A 15,966-nucleotide genomic window follows, 5' to 3' on the forward strand; every position below is an offset into this window, starting at 1 on the left:
CAACACGGCAATCACGGCAGGCATAGCGTTCGCGCCTTCTACCCGCGCCGGTTTCGAATGTCAAAAGTCCGCTGCTCGGCCGTTGCGCCCGGAGCGCGCTTGCCGTAGTATCAATGGATGGCGGGGGCGAGGTCCTGACCGCGATCCGCAACCACCTGGAGCCCCGACATGGTTCGTCCGACGATTCTCCTGATTCTTTCGGCCCTTTGCCTCCTGAGCGCCTGCGCGGGGACGCAAAAGGCCTCCACCCTGGAAGTGCGTACCACGGGAGATGCCCGCATCTATGGCGTCTACACGAGCGGCTCGTACGGCGGAGCCCGGCGCTAAAAACAGACACATGACCGATCATTCCGACTTTCCCGATATCCAGGAACGCCTGCAAAAGCTCGAAGAAGCCTTTGCCGACCACAATTCCTACCAGTTTCGGAAAACCCTGGCCGAACTGCGCCGGGCAACCAAGATGCGGGCCAACGCCGTGGCCCTGTCCCGGGCCGAACTGCTGGAGGCCCACAAGGAAAACGAACGCAACCGCAAGCAGTGCGTGGACCTGCAAAACAAGCTCAAGACCGTGGTCGACCGCTTCGAGGGCAGCTTTACCGCCTTCGAGAAGTTCCGCAAGGCCATCCGCGTGGTGGAGCTCATGCGCAGCCACGAGGACCTGCCCGCCATCCTGGACCGCATCCAGGACCTCTTCGGCCTGCGGGCGGTCAGCCTCATCCTCGATGCAGCCGAATTCGCCCCCTACGACCCGCCCGGTGCCCGGCTGGCCGAACTGGACGCCATGCGCGAAGCCCTCGCCGGGCTCATGCCCGGGGTCGCCACGCCCGGCCCCTGCATGTGCTCCATACGCGCCGTGCCGGACCCGGAATTCTTCTTCGGCCGGGGATTTTGCGCCGAACGCAAGGTGCTCCTGCTCGGCTCCTGCTTCATCTCGCCCCTGCGCGACAAGTTCGGCCCCCAGCGCCTCATCGGCATCCTGAGCTTCTTCGATTCCAACCCCGACCGCTACACCAGCGAAAAAGGCTCGGAATTCGCCTCCCATTTCGCCGACATCCTCGGCTACACCATCGTCGACATCACGGACCGCAAGAAAGCCGAACGGCTGCGCGAGGACGTGGAGCGCATGACCCGCCACGACCTCAAATCGCCGCTGACCGCCGTGCTCACCCTGCCCCAACTCCTGCGCCGCGACGGCAACCTGACCGAGCGGCAGACCGACATGTTAAGCCTCATGCAGCACGCCGGCTACCGCATGCTCAACATGATCAACCAGTCCCTGGACCTCTACCGCATGGAAAGCGGCGCCTACGAGCTGACGCCGCAAAAGGTGGACCTGCTCCCCATCCTCGACAACATCATCGGGGAACTTCACAGCGTCATCGAGGAGCACGGCCTGACCCTGGACATCCTGGTGCGCGGCGAGGCGCGGGCCACCGGCGACACCTTCGTGGTGCGCGGCGAGGAAATGCTCCTGTACACCATGCTCTCGAACCTGGTGAAAAACGCCCTGGAAGCCTCCCCGCCGGAAGAACGCGTGACCGTGGAACTGACCGAGGGCAGGACACTTGCCGTGGCGATCAAAAACGCCGGCATGGTGCCGCCGCAGATCCGCTCCACCTTTTTCGAGAAATACGCCACCGCCGGGAAAAAAGACGGCACAGGCCTTGGCACCTACGGCGCGCGGCTCATCGCCGAGACCCACGGCGGCAAAATCACCATGACCACGTCCGAAGCCGCCGGCACCGTCGTCACCGTCGCGTTCCCCAAGCCCCGCATCGCCAAGGCTCCGGCCGCGCCCGCCCCCCCCACCGCCGTCAACGCCGGCGATTAGGGAGTTGTTTGGAAGAAGGAACCGGGGGGAAACCTTTCTTGCAGAAAGGTTCTCCCCCCGGCCCCCCTTTCCAAAGACTTTCAATAGTTACAGAGTACTGCCGTCACATCACCCCTAACCGTTAAAAGTTTTGGGGAGGGGAGAACGCGAGAGGGGAACCCTTTTTTCAAAAAGGGTTCCCCTCTCGCACTTTCGTTTCAGAGAAATATTCGCGCACTCACGCCTGGGCGGTGAGCATGGGAGCGGGGCGGGAGGCGGTGGTTTCGCCGTTTCGGGCGTAGGCCCGCAAGGCGCGGGTCTGGACGGTGCCGGATGTGCCCCGATCCGACGCGGACGTGGCGTTCGTGGGGGAGGCTATGTCCGCCGAAGCGGTCAGGCTCACGGCCACGGCGGCCTGGCGGGCCAGGGTCTGCCCCTGTCCGGCGAAATCGCGTCCGCCCGTGGATGCGCCGTCCTGTGAGGCATCGCCGGCCGATACCGGCCCGCTGCCGACGGCGGCGGCTTCCTGGACAGGCGGTACGGCCGCGACGGCCTGTCCGGCATCGGCTCCGGTCGCAGAGCCCGTAGCCGAGGTCGCCCGAACCGGCGGATCGGGCACGACCGGAGCCTGGGCCGCGTAAAGCCCCAGTACCCCGTAGCCGCCGCTGTCCACCGCATCGATCATGGCATTCTCCGTAAGAGGTCCGCATTACGGACGGACCAATCCTTATCCAAGGATCTTATCGGCCGCCCGCGCAATCTTCTTTAGCCCCGCCGCAAAAAAGCGTATGTGCCTCCCATGCCGCAATCGCGACCGGCCGTGTATGCCGTCACCCGAAAAGGGGCCGCCCTCGGCCGCCTTCTGGCCGCAAAACTTGACGCCGATCTTTTCGTCCCCGACCGCCTGGCCGACGAGGCCGGGGCGACGGGCTATGCCGCCCTGGGCGAGCTTGTGGCCGCAAACTTCCAGGTGCGCCCGGCCCATGTGTTCGTGTGCGCCTGCGGCATTGCCGTGCGGGCCATCGCCCCGCACCTCGGCGACAAATACAGCGATCCGGCGGTAGTCTGCCTGGACGACGCCGGCCGTTTCGCCATAAGCCTGCTGGCCGGGCATTACGGCGGGGCCAATGCCCTGGCCCGGGACGTGGCCGCCTGGGTCGGGGCCGTGCCGGTCGTCACCACGGCCACGGACGCCGCCGGCGCGCCGGCCGTGGAGATGCTGGCCCGGGAACGCGGCTTTGGCCTGGACAATCCGCAGGCCACCCGCCGCGTCAATGCCGTATTGGCGGCCGGCGGCACGGTGGCCGTGTTCGATCCGCTGGGGCTTTTTCCCGTGGACGATCCGGAAAAGGCCCGGTTTTTCGTCTGGGTGGCCGCGCCCGAGCCGCCCGAACCGGGAACGCCGCTGGTGGTCGTGGACTGGCGGCAGGGACGACCGGCTCCCGACCGGCTTTACCTGCGGCCAAGGGTGCTGGCGGTCGGGGTGGGCTGCCGGCGGGGAACCCCGGCGACCGAAATTCTTGAGCTTATCGAACGGGTGTGCCGGGAACGAAGCATTTCCCCGGCCAGCATCGGGGCGATCGCCTCCATCGAGGCCAAGCGCGACGAGGCGGGCATTCTCCAGGCCGCCGCCACGCTTGGGGCGCGGACGATTTTTTACGAAGCGGACGAACTGGCCGCCGTGGCCGTACCGCATCCGTCGGCCACGGTGGCGAAACACATGGGAACGGGAAGCGTATGCGAAGCGGCGGCGATACTGGCCTCGGGCGGGGGCAGGCTTGTGGCCCCCAAGACGGCGACGAAGCGCGCCACGGCGGCCGTGGCCGTCTGACGGTGATCGGGCTTGGCCCGGGCGACGCGGCCCTGCTCGCGCCCATGGCGGCCGAGGCCCTCGGGGCGGCCGAAATGGTGGCAGGATACGCCACCTACATCGACCTCGTGCCGCCGGAGCTGCTGGCCGGCAAGGAAGTGACGGCAACGGGCATGACCGGCGAGGTGGCCCGCTGCCGGGCGGCCCTGGAAGCGGCGGCGGCCGGCAAACGCGTGGCCCTGGTCTCGAGCGGCGACGCCGGCGTCTACGGCATGGCCGGGCTGGCCCTCGAAATGCTCGACGCCATGGGGCTGGCCGACCGGATGGATTTCGACGTCGTGCCGGGCATCCCGGCCGTGTGCGCGGCGGCGGCCCTGCTCGGCGCGCCGCTTACCCACGACTTCGCCGTGGTCAGCCTGTCGGACCTGCTCACGCCCCTGGAAGTCATCCGCCGCCGGCTGGACGCGGCCCTGGCCGCCGATTTCGTGCTGGCCCTCTACAATCCCCGCTCCCGGCGGCGCGCCGGCTACCTGGACGAGGCGCTCGGCCTGGCGGGGCGACATCGCGACCCGCAAACACCCGTCGGTATGGTCAAAAACGCCTTTCGCCCGGGCCAGGAAATCCGCGTCACCTCCCTGGCCGCAGCCGACCCGGAATTTGCCGACATGCTGACCCTGGTGGTCATCGGCAACGCCGCCACGCGCATGGCGGCCGAGCGTATGCTCACCCCGCGCGGCTATGCTGAAAAGTACACCCTGGAGGCCTAAGTTCCCTACCTTTTCGGACTGAAATCTTCCGTCTTTTCCGGGCGATGCACCTTGACAGGCTGTCGGGGCTGGTCGTACACACCCTATGTGAAAAATTATTCTTGGAAGGAGGTGTGAGGGATGAGAAAGGCGTTGTTTACGATTCTCGCTTGCATGGCGTTGGTCGGCTTCGTGGGCCTGCCCATGCTGCAAGCCGTGGAAGCTCCGGCGGACATGAAGATCAAGGCACCGGAAGGCTACGACAAAGTCACCAAGACCGAAGTGGCTTTCTCCCACAAGGGCCATGCCAAAATCGACTGCAAGATGTGCCACCACAAGGGTGAAGCCAACCAGAAGTGCTCCGCCGCCGGCTGCCACGACAGCAAGGACAGCAAGGACAAGACCAGCGAGCATTCCTTCTACAAGGCTTTTCACGACATGAAGAGCCCGCACAGCTGCATCGGCTGCCACAAGAAGGAAGCCAAGGGCCCGACCAAGTGCCCCGAGTGCCATCCGAAGGCGTAATTGTGCCTTGGCGAGGCTGGGCGCCTATCCCCCGGCCTCGCTTTCATATTTCTGACGCCGCATCAGGCCGAGGTACCCCATGCCGACCGACAAACCCCTTCCCGAAAACGACGACGACATCATCGATCTGACCGACCTCGTCGAAGAGGGGAGCGTCGGCGGCGACGCCGATAACGACGCCCCCGTGGACATGAGCTTCGAGCAGGAGCTCGAGGACCTGTTCGGCGACGCCGATCCCACCCCGACCAAACCCGCCGCGCCGGCCGCGGAAACTTCCATGGCCGCAGACGCCACCACCGCCGCCGACGACGCCATCGACCTCTCCGGCCTCGAAGTCGACGAAGCGCCCACGGCAGCGCCCGAAAAACCGGCGGCCCCCGAGGAAGCGGACGACGCCTTCGATCTCGCCGGCCTGGGCCTGGATGAACCCGAGGAGCCCGCCGCCGCGCCCGCGGCCGACGACGCCATGGCCGACCTCTTCGGCGACGATGAGGCCAAGGCCGAAGGCGATGATCTCCTGGCCCAGTTCGATGCCGAGCAGGAGCCCGTCGCCCAGGTGCCCAAAGCGTCCGGTACGGACGAAGCCCCGGCGGCCCCCGAGGAAGCCGACGACGCCCTGGATCTTTCCGACATGAGCCTGTCCGCGTTCGAGCCCGAAGCGCCGCAGTCCCAGGCCGCCGACGAAGGGCCAGGGCGCGAACCGAGCATGGACGACCTGCTCGGCGACCTGCCCCCGGCTCCGGACGAAGCCCCGGCCACGACCGGCGGCCCCGATCTGGCGGAACTCGCCGCCATCGAGGAAACGCCGGAGGCTCCGGCCGCCGCGCCCCTTGCGGCCGCAACCGCCGGAGCCATCGATCTGGCCGCCCTGGACAAGCTCATCGACACGGCCAAGGGACCGGCCCCGGAAGCCGCGAACGAGGAAGCCGCCGACACCGGCCGCATGGACGCCCTGGCCGCCCGCATCGACGCCTTGGAAACCTCCACCGCCACCCTGTGCGACAAGATCGAATCCCTGCCCACGGCCGGCGACGGCGATGCCTTGGCCGACGCCCTGTCGGTACGACTGGAAGACGCCCTGTCCGAACGCCTGGATGCTATTCTGGCCGGCCAGCCGCAGGGGCCGGACCACGAGACCCTCAAGGCCGAGATTCTCGAAGCCGCCGAGGAAAGGGCTGGAGCGGCCCGGGATGCGCTGCTGGCCGAGGTGCGCCAGTCCCTGGCCCGACTGGAATCCCTCACCCAGGATCAGCAGGGACAATTCACGGATTTCACCGCCACCATGGAAACCCGGCTGGACGCGATCACCCGCGAGCTGCCGCAGCCGGATGCCTTCGCCACCAAGGACAGCCTTGCCGCCAGCCTGGAGACGCTTGGGGAGACGCTTTCCCGCGACATCGCCGGCAAGCTCGACGAACGCCTGACCGAGTTGCGCCGGGAGCTGCGCGAGACGCTCAGCACCGAACTGGCGTCGACCCTGGACGAACGCCTGACCGAGGCCATGGAATCGGCCAAGCAGACGGCCCGGCAAGAGGTCGAGGCCCTCGGCGGTGTGCTGACCGGCCGCATCGAAACCCTGGAATCCGAACGCCAGGACTCCGAAAAGCTCGTCGCCGCCATCACCGACGACGTGACCAGCCAGGTGCGCGACGCCCTCGCCCCTTCCCTGGCCGCGCTCGAAGCCAAACCGGACCGCGCGGACATCGACGCGGCCCTGGCTCCCGCCCTCGAAGCCCTTGCGACCAAAGTGGACAAGGCGGACCTCGATGCCGCCCTGGAGCGACTCGACGCGAAACCGGATCGGGCGGACCTTGACGCGGCCGTCGACGCCGCCATCGCTCCCGCCTTGGAGGGCCTTGCGGCCAAACTGGACAGGACGGAGCTCGACACGGCCATAAACGCCCTGCGCGAGGAACTGGCGGACGAGATCAAAAAACTCGTGCCCAAGGCCGCCGCCGACGTGATCCGCGAGGAAATCACCGCCCTGGCCAAAGAATTGCTGTAGAGAAGAAAGAAAGAAGCAGGAAGCGATGCGAGAGGGGGACCCTTTTTGAAAAAAGGGTCCCCCTCTCGCGCTCTCCCCTCCCAAAAACTTTTAACGATTACATTATGTTATCATTAACAGCCTGTCACCGTTAAAAGTCTTTCCTATGTGGCCCGAAGTCAAGCCGGCTGACGCAGTCTAACCGCCCGTTTCCTATTCGCGCCCGAAGCGCCAAGTACCGATTCGGTAGTTTTCGGATTTTCGCCATTTGAGAAACGCCGCCATGCGGCCAGACTTTTCCGCGACCAATCCGAAAAATTGTTGGCTGTTAGGCTTTCAGTCTTCCCCGTTCGTTGCCACAGGTCCTTGTTGGCGCTGCAATACCCTCTTGGCGGGCGAGGAGCACGGGGCTTCCCAGAGCCGGCGTGATCCTCGCCCGCCGCCGTTTCACGCCATAACCGCCTCAAATCGGTACGCTCGTTTCTCCAGGCTCAGCCGCCACAAAATGATGGCCAGTTTTCGAGCTAAGGCTGTGATGGCCTTTTGGGCCAGGCCGCTTTTCCCCAGCAACTTGTGATACCAGGCCTGAGCCTTCGGATCGTGTGCGCGCCATTTCCAGGCCGCCTCCACTAAAAGACTTCGCAGTTTGGTCTGCCCCACGGGCCGTAACCTGGCCCGGCCCTTGCTCTCGCCGCTCTGGCGCACCATGGGCGCAAGTCCCAGATAGCTTGTCACCTCTTCGGCCCGGCTGAAACGTTCCGGCTGAAACAACTCCAGACGGAAGGTCGCGGCGATGAGCGGCCCCACACCGGGCACGGTGCGCAGGCACTTGATGACTTTGTCATGCTCTCCCTGGCGGCAAATTGTCTCAAGTTGCTGTTCAACGAGGGACAATTCGCTGGTGATGGCATGCATCTCCCGCACAAAACTTTCCAGCGTATACCGGGCAGCCTGATGCATGGGCAGTTTAAGCAGGGATGCTACAGCGACCTTGCTCCAGTATTTCAGATTGGGTGGTTCGGTAAGGCCCAAAAAAAGCAGATGGGAATGGATGCGCAGTTTCACACGACGCAGGTCGTCGGCCAGATCGTGTCGTCGGCGCTCCAGGCTCCTCTGGGCTTCTTGCTCCTCGGTCGGCACGGCGATGGGACGCAGCATCCCCTTGGCGGCGTAATCGGCCAGTTTGACGCAATCGAGCCGGTCTGTTTTTGCGCCCCAGACCACGGGGCGGGGAATCCGACTGGGAGCCGCCACGAGATTGGGAATCCCTGCCTTTGTGAGCGCTCTGGACAGGGTGAATCCGGTCGGCCCGGATTCACTGGCCGCCATGGCCACGGTGACGCCCACCGCGGCCAATTTGTCGATCAGAGCCTGCGGGCTCGCCGACATCACCAAGGTGTGGACGACTCCATCAAACCGACGTAACGCAACAAAATAACTATTTTTATGGACATCCAATCCGACAAAAAAAGATCGACCTTGTGAAGCCTCCACAAACGCTTGAAGTTGGGATAACGCTTGTCCTGCCATGTTGGTCTCCTCGCCTCGTTTGTGTCTACGAGCACATTTACTGGCACTATCAGCCAGTTTGAGGGTCGAGGCCAACATGGTATTTGAAAGGGGGTCCGGGGGGAAAATTTTCTACAGAAAAGTTTCCCCCCGGCTCTTTTCTCCCTCCCCTACACCTACACCACGAATCCCAAAGCGCCGGCCAGAGTGGCTGTGGAGCCGGCGAAAGGGCGGCATTCCCACAGCGCGTTCTGGGCGGCCCACCAGTCGGGGTGCAGGTCGAGGTCGGCGGTCCGGGCGACCAGCCGGGCCAGCTTGCGGCAGTCCGGGTCCGGCTCGGCCACGCGCCGGGCGGTTTCGGCCGCAAGCCGCGCCTCCAGGGCCGCCTTGACCGGCGAATTGCGTCCGGCCTCGATCAGAAAAAGCCGCAGCAGCGCCTCGCGCTTTGCCGGCAGCGGCAGATCGAACACCTCGTGCCACAAGAGCCCCGGCCACAGATGCAGCCACAGCGGCGCCAGATTGAGCGTATTCTGGGCTTCCTGCAGTTCGGTGACGAGTTTCCTTGCCGTCGCGGCCTGGGTCAGCATGGCGGCAAAAAAGGCGTCCTCGGCGTGGCGGGCGAAGGCGTCGGCCAGGGCTTGCCGCTTGTTGACGGGAAGGCCCACGTCGCGGAAGCACACCCCCTCCTCGGCCCCGCCCCCGGCCGGGACCATGGTCACGCAGCCGTCAAAGGGATCGGCGGTCGGGGCCGGGCGGAAGCTGATGGCGAAATCCTCGGTAGCGGTTTCCAGGTGGTAGCGGATGGAGGCCTTGCCGGGGCGCGCGCCGCCCTCGGGATCGTCCAGGCGCACGGTCACCGCCACGCCCGGCCAGCGGGCCTCGGCGCTCCCGTCGCCTGTCGGCAGGCGCTCTTCCAGGCCGAGGGTGAGCAGGACCTGGGTGACGAGGGTCTTGGGCGTTTCGCGCCTGGGCCGGACCATGTTTTCCCATATATCGCGGCCCGAACCCATTTCCGGGTCGTTGGAGCGCGCCTTGGCCAGGATATCCGTGACCTCGGGCTCGGGGTCGGCCATGCCCGTGGCCCGGGCCAATTCCGCGGCCCGCAGGGCGAAGGTCAGGCCATTTACCGGCTCGAGCCGTGAGATCTCGTCGAAAAACCAGGCGCAGCTGGCAAAGGAAGCCAGCCCCCAGGCCTGCATGGACAGTAGTTTCCAGGCCGTGCCCCGGGCCGCTTCCGGCAGTTTCGGCGCGAAATGCGCGGCCTCGAAAGCGGCCGGGGCCATGCTTGCGGCCAGGACCTTCCCGTAGGCCGCAAGCGCCCGGCGGGGATCGGCGAAAAGGGGCTTGCCGGCGGCGAAGAAATGGGCGTCCAACCGGGATTTGAGGCGGTTTAAGGCCTCGCGCAGCGGCGCGCGCCATTTCTGGTTGTAGCCGGGATGCCCGCCGTTGGTGCAACCGCAGTCCGAGCGCCAGCGCTCGACGCCGTGGGCGCAGCTCCAGGCCGAGGCCTCGCGGATACGCACAAACCGTTTGGGTGGATCGGTCTCCAGAAACGTCGCGTAATTGGTGAGCGTCAGCCCATCGCGGCCGGAGCGCGCCTGATCGAGCACGTAGGCCAGGGCCATCTCGCCGAAGGTGAAGTGGTGGCCGTAGGTCTCGCCGTCGGTGGCCAGCGACAAGAGCCCCTCCCCGGCCGCGCCGGAAAGACGGCGGAAAAACTGCTCGCCATCGGCCAGCAGGCGCTCGAAGGCCACGGCCTGGGACAGGGGTCCGTGGTAGAAAAAGACGGCCATGGGCCTGCCCGACGGCAAAAGCACCTTGTGGGGCCGGCGGATGTCCAGGGAGCCGGCGTCCACGCCATGCCAGTTTTCGCCGTCGTCGCTGACGGCCGTGGCCTGGGACGGGGCCAGGATGGTGAAGCGGATGCCGGCGGCGGCCAGGGCTTCGAGGGTCGGCGTGTCCACGGCGGTTTCGGACAGCCACATGCCTTCCGGATCGCGGCCGAAGCGGGCCCGGAAATCGTCCACCGCCCAGGCCACCTCGAGCTCCTTGTCCAGGTCCGAGGCCAGGGGCATGATGACATGGTGGTAGATCTGGGCCAGGGCGTTGCCGTGGCCCAGGCGCTTGACGCTTTCGCGGTCGGCCTCGAGCATGCGGGCGTAGGTGTCCGGGGCCGAACGGGCCATCCAGGCAAGCAGCGTCGGTCCGGCGTTGAAGCTCATCCACTCGTAGCAGTTGAGCAGTTCCACGATGCGGCCCGAGCCGTCCAGCCGCCTGGCCCTGGCCATGGGCGCGTAGGATTCGCGGCAGATGCGCTCGTTCCAATGGCGGCTCGGGGCGGCGCTGCCTTCGGGCAAAATGAGCCCGAGCCAGGGATCCTCGCGGGGGGGCTGGTAGAAATGGCCGTGGATGCAAAGGGCGCGGTCCATAGGCGGGCTTACTCCTGTCCGGGTTTGCGTTCGATGTCCTCGCCGGCGGCGTCCGGCGCGGCAAAAATCTTCTTGTCCAGAGCGTCCAGGGCCTTGGCGGCGATGCGGCCCTCGCGGTGGCGCAAGAGCGAAGCGTCCACGTAATGCACCTCCATGGGGCCGAGCTTGGGCCGCACCAGGGCGATGGACAGGCCCGGCCACGACCATTGGTGGATGACGCCGCCGTCATCGGCCGACCGCGTGTCCGGGGAACCGTATTTGGCGCTGTAGGCGGCCAGCACGCGGTTGTAGTCCGAATCCGGGCCGTCGCCGGAGGCGGCGATGGTCAGCGTCACCCCGGCCAGCCGGTCCTGGTCGTAGCCGTACAGCACGCTTGTGAGGGGAATGTCGCCGAGGCGGAGCCGTTCATCGCCGCGACGGTAATATTTGCGGCCGCGGTGGGTGTAGAGGTATTCGCCGGCTGGCAGGGCCTGGGGCGGGGAGCCGAAGGCCGCGCCGCGAAACGAGCGCGGCGGATCGCCCGGGGAAAACAGGCGGAAGCCCCCGGAAAGCGACGGCGGCGCGCCGGCGGCCGTCTCGGCGGCGTCCATGGCGGCGAGCAGCTTGGCGTCGGCGTAGCGGATGGTCACGCCGCCGGCCTCCACGTCGCGGGAAAGCGCGATCTGGGCCTCGGGCCAGCTCCAGACCAGTTCCTCCTCCAAGGTGGCGGCGATGGCGCGCGGCGGCCCGTATTTGGCGATGTAGGCCCGGCGCAGGGCCTCGAAATCCCCGCCCTCGCCGACCCGCATGACCACGGCGAAAAGCTTGCCCCGGAAAAAGCCGTACAGAATGTCGGTCAACCGCAGGTCGCCAAGTTCCAGGCTGTCCCCGGGCCGGCGGTAATAGGCGGCCGCGCCTTCGCGGTAGGCCTGGGCCAAACCGGGAATGCCGGAAATATCCCGACCGAAGCGCAGGCCCCGAAAGCCGATGGGCCCGCGCCGACGGATATCCTCGACGCTTTGCCAGACCTCGCGCTCGTCGGCGGTCAGCTCCGGCAGGTAGACGTAATCGACCACGGTCTTTCCGTCCCGGGCGAAATGGGACAGGGACACGGTGAGAAGCGGCCGCCGCCAGACCAGCCGCAAGAACCCCGGCGCGCCCTCGCGGACGGGTCGGCCGTACTTGGCGGTATAGGCGGCCACGAGATCGCCCAGGCCCTCGCAGCCCGTAAGCGTCATGCGCACGAAAAAAAGCGCCCCCCGCGAAAAGCCGTAGCGGATGTCCGTGGCGCAGGCCGCGCCCAAAAGCGGCTTTTCCTCGGACCGGCGGTAAAAGGCCGTGTCGCCGAAGCGGACCACAAGCTCCATGCCCGGCATGGAGGCCACGGGCGCGCCAAAGGACAGGCCGCGAAATCCCGGCGGGTTGGCGGATTGGGCAAAGGCCCCGGCGCAACAGCCGAGCCCCAGCAGGACGCACAAGAAACAGGCCAGACGCCGACAAGCCATGACGCGCCCTCAGCGGGCCAGGCGCCGCCCCAAGCGCCGGGCCATTTCGGTCAGGCTCGCGGCCAGTCCGCCGACCTCGTCATGGCTGCGGACATTCAGGGTCGCGGTCAGCCGGCCCTCGGCCAGATCACGGGCAAAGGCGGCGCAGCGGCGCACCGGCAAGCCGAGCAGCGCGGCCATGGCCACGGCAAAGGCCAGCCCGAAAAGCAAAATGCCCCAGCCGGCGGCGCCGAGAACAAGCCGCAAGGCGCGAAGCGATCCGGCCAGCCGGCCAGCCTCACCCGCCACCTCGGCCAAAGACGCCCCGCCCAACCGGGCGGCCCCGGCCAGGGCGGCGTGTTCGGCCTCGAGAATCTTGCGCCCCGTCTCCCGCAGCACCTTCCAGTCGGTAAGGACCGCCGTCACGGCCTGACGGTAGTCGGCCAGGGCGGCAAACACCGGGGCAAGCCGTCTGGCATCGTCGTCGGAACCGGCCCTGGCGTCGCGAAGGGCTGCCTCGGCCGCGTCGAAACGGGCCTCGGCCTCGGACAGCCGGGCCGGGTCGCGTTCGCCCCGGGCCTCACCGGCCGCGGTGGCAACATCCCGGCCGGCACGCTGCGCGACCTGGGCCAGCTTCAGGCGCCGGGCATGCTGGCGCAAGGCCTCGGGAGCCGGATAGCGGGCGGCCAGCTCCTTGTCCCACTGGGCGGTTTTCTGCCCGATGTAGTCGTCCACGGCCGCGTCATAGGCTGTGGCTGCCTCGGCCAGCCGCGCCCGGCTGGCGCCGAGCCGTTCGTTGGCCACGACCGACGATTCGGCGGCCTTTTTGTAGGCGTCCAGAAAAAAACCGATCTTGCCGGCCTCGGCGGCCAAGTCCTTCAGCTCCGGACGGGAGGCGGCCTCCTGGGCGGCATGCAGCACGTCGGCGGCCTTGGCCAGATTCCTTTTGGCCCGTTCCAGGGATTCGCGGTCGGAACTGAGGGCATAGTCCCGGATGGACTGGGAGGCCAAAAGCAACTGGCGTTCCACGGCCACGGCCAGATCGGCCCGGGGCAGGCGCGTCGTCTCCAGGGCCTTGAACCGGCCGGACAGGGTGTCGAGACGGGACACGGCAAAAAGCCCGAGGAGCAAGGCGGCCACGGCCACAACGCCGATGGCGGCGGCGATCTTGAGCGGAAAAAGAGGAAACCTCATGCCGGTGCGTCCTTTGTTGGTTACGGATGCGGCACGGGGGCGGCGGGATACGGCGGACCAGGCTCCCGAGCTATTGCCCGATCCATAGCGGGTATTGGCGCGAAATCAAAGGGGGGCGTCCGCCCCCCATCGCATCGCCTCCTGACGGAGCGGCCTTGACTCCCCGGCCGGCATCAGCCGAAGCGACCGGTGATGTAGTCCTCGGTCTGCTTCTGGGCCGGGCGGGTGAAGATGGTTTCGGTGGCGTCCACCTCGACCAGCTTGCCCATGTAGAAAAAGGCGGTGCGGTCCGAGACGCGGGCCGCCTGCTGCATGCTGTGGGTGACGATGATGATGGTGAAATTGCGTTTGAGCTCGTGGATGAGCTCTTCGATCTTCTGGGTGGCGATGGGGTCAAGCGCCGAGGCCGGCTCGTCCATGAGCAGCACTTCCGGTTCGATGGCCAGGGCCCGGGCGATGCACAGGCGCTGCTGCTGGCCGCCGGAAAGGCCCAGGGCCGAGTCGTGGATGCGATCCTTGACCTCGTCGAACAGCGCCGCGCCCTTGAGGCTTTTTTCCACCTGCTGGGAAATGTAGGTGTTGTCCCGCACCCCGCCCACGCGCAGGCCGTAGGCCACGTTTTCGAAAATGGTCTTGGGAAAGGGGTTGGGCTTCTGGAAGACCATGCCCACCCGGCGGCGCAGTTCCACCACGTCCAGGCTGGAGGCGTAGACGTTTTCGCCGTCCAGGGTGAGCTCCCCCTCCACCCGGGTGCCGGGGATGAGGTCGTTCATACGATTCAGGCAGCGCAGGAAGGTGGACTTGCCGCAGCCCGAGGGGCCGATCAGCGCCGTGACCTGCTGCTCGTAGACGGTCAGATTGATGTCCTGGAGCGCCTTGAACCGGCCGTAGTAGAAGTTGAGGCCCTTGGCGGCCATTTTCACGGTGTCGGGCATGGGAGATTCCTTTTCGTTCGGTTACGGATGCGCGGGGAAAGCCGTGCGCGCAGCCTGCATCCCAGGTGTGGAAGTTTCATGACGATTGGGTCGACGGTCCAAGACAAACCGTTGCCTGCGCCGCCTCGGCCCCGGGGCGCGCGAAAACGGGCAGGGTGAAATAAAAAGCGGCCCCGGTCATCTCGCCCCGTCCCCGGTCGGCCCATATCCTGCCGCCGTGCCGTTCCACGATATGCTTGACGATGGCCAGGCCAAGGCCGGTGCTGCCCTGGGTCTTGGAGCGGTGGCGCTCCACCCGGTAGAAGCGCTCGAACACGCGCTGGCGCTCCTCGGGGGGGATGCCCGGGCCCTGGTCCAGCACGCCGAAGGTGACGGTCTGGCCCTCGGCGTCCGGGCAGGCGGTCATGACGATGCGCGAGCCCTCGGGCGCGAACCGGGTGGCGTTTTCGAGCAGGTTGCGCCAGACCTGGGTCAACTGGCCGCCGTCGCAGCGCACGAGGAGTTCCGCCTCGGGCAGCTGGTTGTCGAAGGAAAGTTTTCTGGCGTCGGCCAGGGGCTGGCATTCGCGCACGGCGTCGGCCAGGGCGGCGGCGGCGTCGATCTTGGGCTCGGGCCGGTCGCTGGCCCGGTCATCGCCCACGCCCGGCTGTTCCTCCAGACGGGCCAGGGTGAGAATATCGTCAACCATCTTGGACATGTGGTTGGCATTTCTGAGGATCACGTCGAGGAACCGGCGTTTTTCCGGGGCCAGCTCCGGCGCGGCGGCCAGCAGGGTCTCGGCGTAGCCCTTGATGGAGGTCAGGGGGGTGCGCATCTCGTGGGTGACGTTGGCCGCGAAATCCCGCCGCACCCGGGACAGCCGCCGGGTCTCGGACACGTCGTGAAAAACCAGCACCGCGCCGTGCTCGCGCCGCCCGCCGGCAGGATCGAGCCCGAGGCGCACCAGGGACACCTCGTAATAACGCCCCGGTCCCAGCTCGATCTCCAGGGTCGAGGCCGCGGGCAGGTCCTCGCCCGCCTCGCCGAGCAGCGTGTCGCAGGCCATTTGCAGTTCCGGGCTCGGCGCGACCTCGATGGGCCGGCGGCCGACCACGTCCCCCGTCACCGGGGCGATGCGCCTCAGCGCCGGATTGGCCACCCGCACCTTGCCCGCCGCGTCGAGCACCATCACGCCTTCGCGCATGCCGTCGAGGATGGCTTCGAGCTGGGTCTTCTGGTCGGTGATGGTGCCGATGTGGGATTCGATGCGCCGGGCCATGTGATTGACGGCCTCGGCCAGGGCGGAAAATTCCCCGCCCGGGGACAGGTGGATGCGGTGGCGGTAGTCGCCGTCGCCGATGGCCCGGGCCACGGCGATGACCTCGGCCAGGGAACGCGACAGACGCCGGCCGACCAGCCAATAGACGCCGCCGGCCGCGAGAAGCGCCCCGCCGTAGGCGAACAGGCGTTCGGGCCGGGTCAGCGTGGCGGGCAAAAGGGAAAGCGCCGCCAGACAGGCGGCGGTCACGGTCAGGCAAAGCGCCGCCGCGCGCAGGCCCAAGGTGTCGGAAGCGGCCACTCC

Annotated in this window: 13 protein-coding genes; 6 read left to right on the top strand and 7 right to left on the bottom strand. The window is 67.0% G+C overall.

All coding sequences use genetic code 11. The features are described 5' to 3' along the window. The first annotated feature begins 168 nt into the window (after positions 1-168). Both K9F62_04425 and K9F62_04430 read left to right on the top strand, forming a co-directional pair. Positions 169-327, top strand: coding sequence for a hypothetical protein (locus tag K9F62_04425; protein ID UJX41939.1), 159 nt, complete (start codon positions 169-171; stop codon positions 325-327). A 10-nt stretch (positions 328-337) separates the two neighbouring features. Then, positions 338-1,831 carry a histidine kinase gene (locus K9F62_04430; GenBank protein ID UJX41940.1) on the top strand — a complete coding sequence of 498 codons (1,494 nt, stop codon included), beginning with the start codon at positions 338-340 and terminating at the stop codon, positions 1,829-1,831. A gap of 217 nt (positions 1,832-2,048) precedes the next feature. Here K9F62_04430 and K9F62_04435 read toward each other — a convergent pair whose 3' ends face one another. Further along, on the bottom strand, positions 2,049-2,495 hold the full coding sequence (locus K9F62_04435) for a hypothetical protein (protein ID UJX41941.1): 447 nt from the start codon (positions 2,493-2,495) through the stop codon (positions 2,049-2,051). A 114-nt stretch (positions 2,496-2,609) separates the two neighbouring features. On the opposite strand from K9F62_04435, the gene K9F62_04440 reads away from it, so the two are divergent. From K9F62_04440 to K9F62_04455, 4 genes are all read left to right on the top strand, one after another. Then, entirely contained in the window at positions 2,610-3,641 is a 1,032-nt protein-coding gene (locus K9F62_04440) for a cobalt-precorrin 5A hydrolase (GenBank protein UJX41942.1), read from the top strand. A gap of 2 nt (positions 3,642-3,643) precedes the next feature. After that, positions 3,644-4,387, top strand: coding sequence for a precorrin-3B C(17)-methyltransferase (gene cobJ / locus K9F62_04445; protein ID UJX41943.1), 744 nt, complete (start codon positions 3,644-3,646; stop codon positions 4,385-4,387). Between the two features lie 120 nt (positions 4,388-4,507). After that, complete coding sequence (locus K9F62_04450; GenBank protein ID UJX41944.1) at positions 4,508-4,891, top strand: cytochrome c3 family protein; 384 nt, start codon at positions 4,508-4,510, stop codon at positions 4,889-4,891. A gap of 79 nt (positions 4,892-4,970) precedes the next feature. Beyond that, the gene (locus K9F62_04455; GenBank protein UJX41945.1) at positions 4,971-6,896 is read left to right on the top strand and encodes a hypothetical protein; all 1,926 of its coding nucleotides are present in this window, start codon (positions 4,971-4,973) and stop codon (positions 6,894-6,896) included. Between the two features lie 426 nt (positions 6,897-7,322). Here K9F62_04455 and K9F62_04460 read toward each other — a convergent pair whose 3' ends face one another. From K9F62_04460 to K9F62_04485, 6 genes are all read right to left on the bottom strand, one after another. Then, a complete protein-coding gene (locus K9F62_04460) occupies positions 7,323-8,405 on the bottom strand; it encodes an IS110 family transposase (GenBank protein UJX41946.1) in 1,083 nt (360 codons plus the stop codon). Between the two features lie 155 nt (positions 8,406-8,560). Then, positions 8,561-10,813 carry a DUF3536 domain-containing protein gene (locus K9F62_04465; GenBank protein UJX41947.1) on the bottom strand — a complete coding sequence of 751 codons (2,253 nt, stop codon included), beginning with the start codon at positions 10,811-10,813 and terminating at the stop codon, positions 8,561-8,563. An 8-nt stretch (positions 10,814-10,821) separates the two neighbouring features. Further along, on the bottom strand, positions 10,822-12,297 hold the full coding sequence (locus K9F62_04470) for a hypothetical protein (protein UJX41948.1): 1,476 nt from the start codon (positions 12,295-12,297) through the stop codon (positions 10,822-10,824). Positions 12,298-12,306: 9 nt separating this feature from the next. Further along, the gene (locus K9F62_04475) at positions 12,307-13,470 is read right to left on the bottom strand and encodes a HAMP domain-containing protein (protein ID UJX41949.1); all 1,164 of its coding nucleotides are present in this window, start codon (positions 13,468-13,470) and stop codon (positions 12,307-12,309) included. A 173-nt stretch (positions 13,471-13,643) separates the two neighbouring features. Beyond that, positions 13,644-14,405 carry a phosphate ABC transporter ATP-binding protein PstB gene (gene pstB, locus K9F62_04480; protein ID UJX41950.1) on the bottom strand — a complete coding sequence of 254 codons (762 nt, stop codon included), beginning with the start codon at positions 14,403-14,405 and terminating at the stop codon, positions 13,644-13,646. A 76-nt stretch (positions 14,406-14,481) separates the two neighbouring features. Beyond that, complete coding sequence (locus tag K9F62_04485; GenBank protein ID UJX41951.1) at positions 14,482-15,963, bottom strand: HAMP domain-containing protein; 1,482 nt, start codon at positions 15,961-15,963, stop codon at positions 14,482-14,484. Between the last annotated feature and the right edge of the window lie 3 nt (positions 15,964-15,966).

The sequence above is a fragment of the Desulfovibrio sp. JY genome, assembly GCA_021730285.1.
In the GTDB taxonomy this organism is placed as follows: Bacteria; Desulfobacterota; Desulfovibrionia; order Desulfovibrionales; family Desulfovibrionaceae; genus Solidesulfovibrio.

Bases quoted from the DNA above. Each gene is read 5' to 3' on its own strand.
- K9F62_04425 (UJX41939.1), top strand. From the start codon at position 169: ATGGTTCGTCCGACGATTCTCCTGATTCTTTCGGCCCTTTGCCTCCTG.
- K9F62_04430 (UJX41940.1), top strand. From the start codon at position 338: ATGACCGATCATTCCGACTTTCCCGATATCCAGGAACGCCTGCAAAAG.
- K9F62_04435 (UJX41941.1), bottom strand. From the start codon at position 2,495: ATGATCGATGCGGTGGACAGCGGCGGCTACGGGGTACTGGGGCTTTAC.
- K9F62_04440 (UJX41942.1), top strand. From the start codon at position 2,610: ATGCCGCAATCGCGACCGGCCGTGTATGCCGTCACCCGAAAAGGGGCC.
- K9F62_04450 (UJX41944.1), top strand. From the start codon at position 4,508: ATGAGAAAGGCGTTGTTTACGATTCTCGCTTGCATGGCGTTGGTCGGC.
- K9F62_04455 (UJX41945.1), top strand. From the start codon at position 4,971: ATGCCGACCGACAAACCCCTTCCCGAAAACGACGACGACATCATCGAT.
- K9F62_04460 (UJX41946.1), bottom strand. From the start codon at position 8,405: ATGGCAGGACAAGCGTTATCCCAACTTCAAGCGTTTGTGGAGGCTTCA.
- K9F62_04465 (UJX41947.1), bottom strand. From the start codon at position 10,813: ATGGACCGCGCCCTTTGCATCCACGGCCATTTCTACCAGCCCCCCCGC.
- K9F62_04470 (UJX41948.1), bottom strand. From the start codon at position 12,297: ATGGCTTGTCGGCGTCTGGCCTGTTTCTTGTGCGTCCTGCTGGGGCTC.
- K9F62_04475 (UJX41949.1), bottom strand. From the start codon at position 13,470: ATGAGGTTTCCTCTTTTTCCGCTCAAGATCGCCGCCGCCATCGGCGTT.
- pstB (UJX41950.1), bottom strand. From the start codon at position 14,405: ATGCCCGACACCGTGAAAATGGCCGCCAAGGGCCTCAACTTCTACTAC.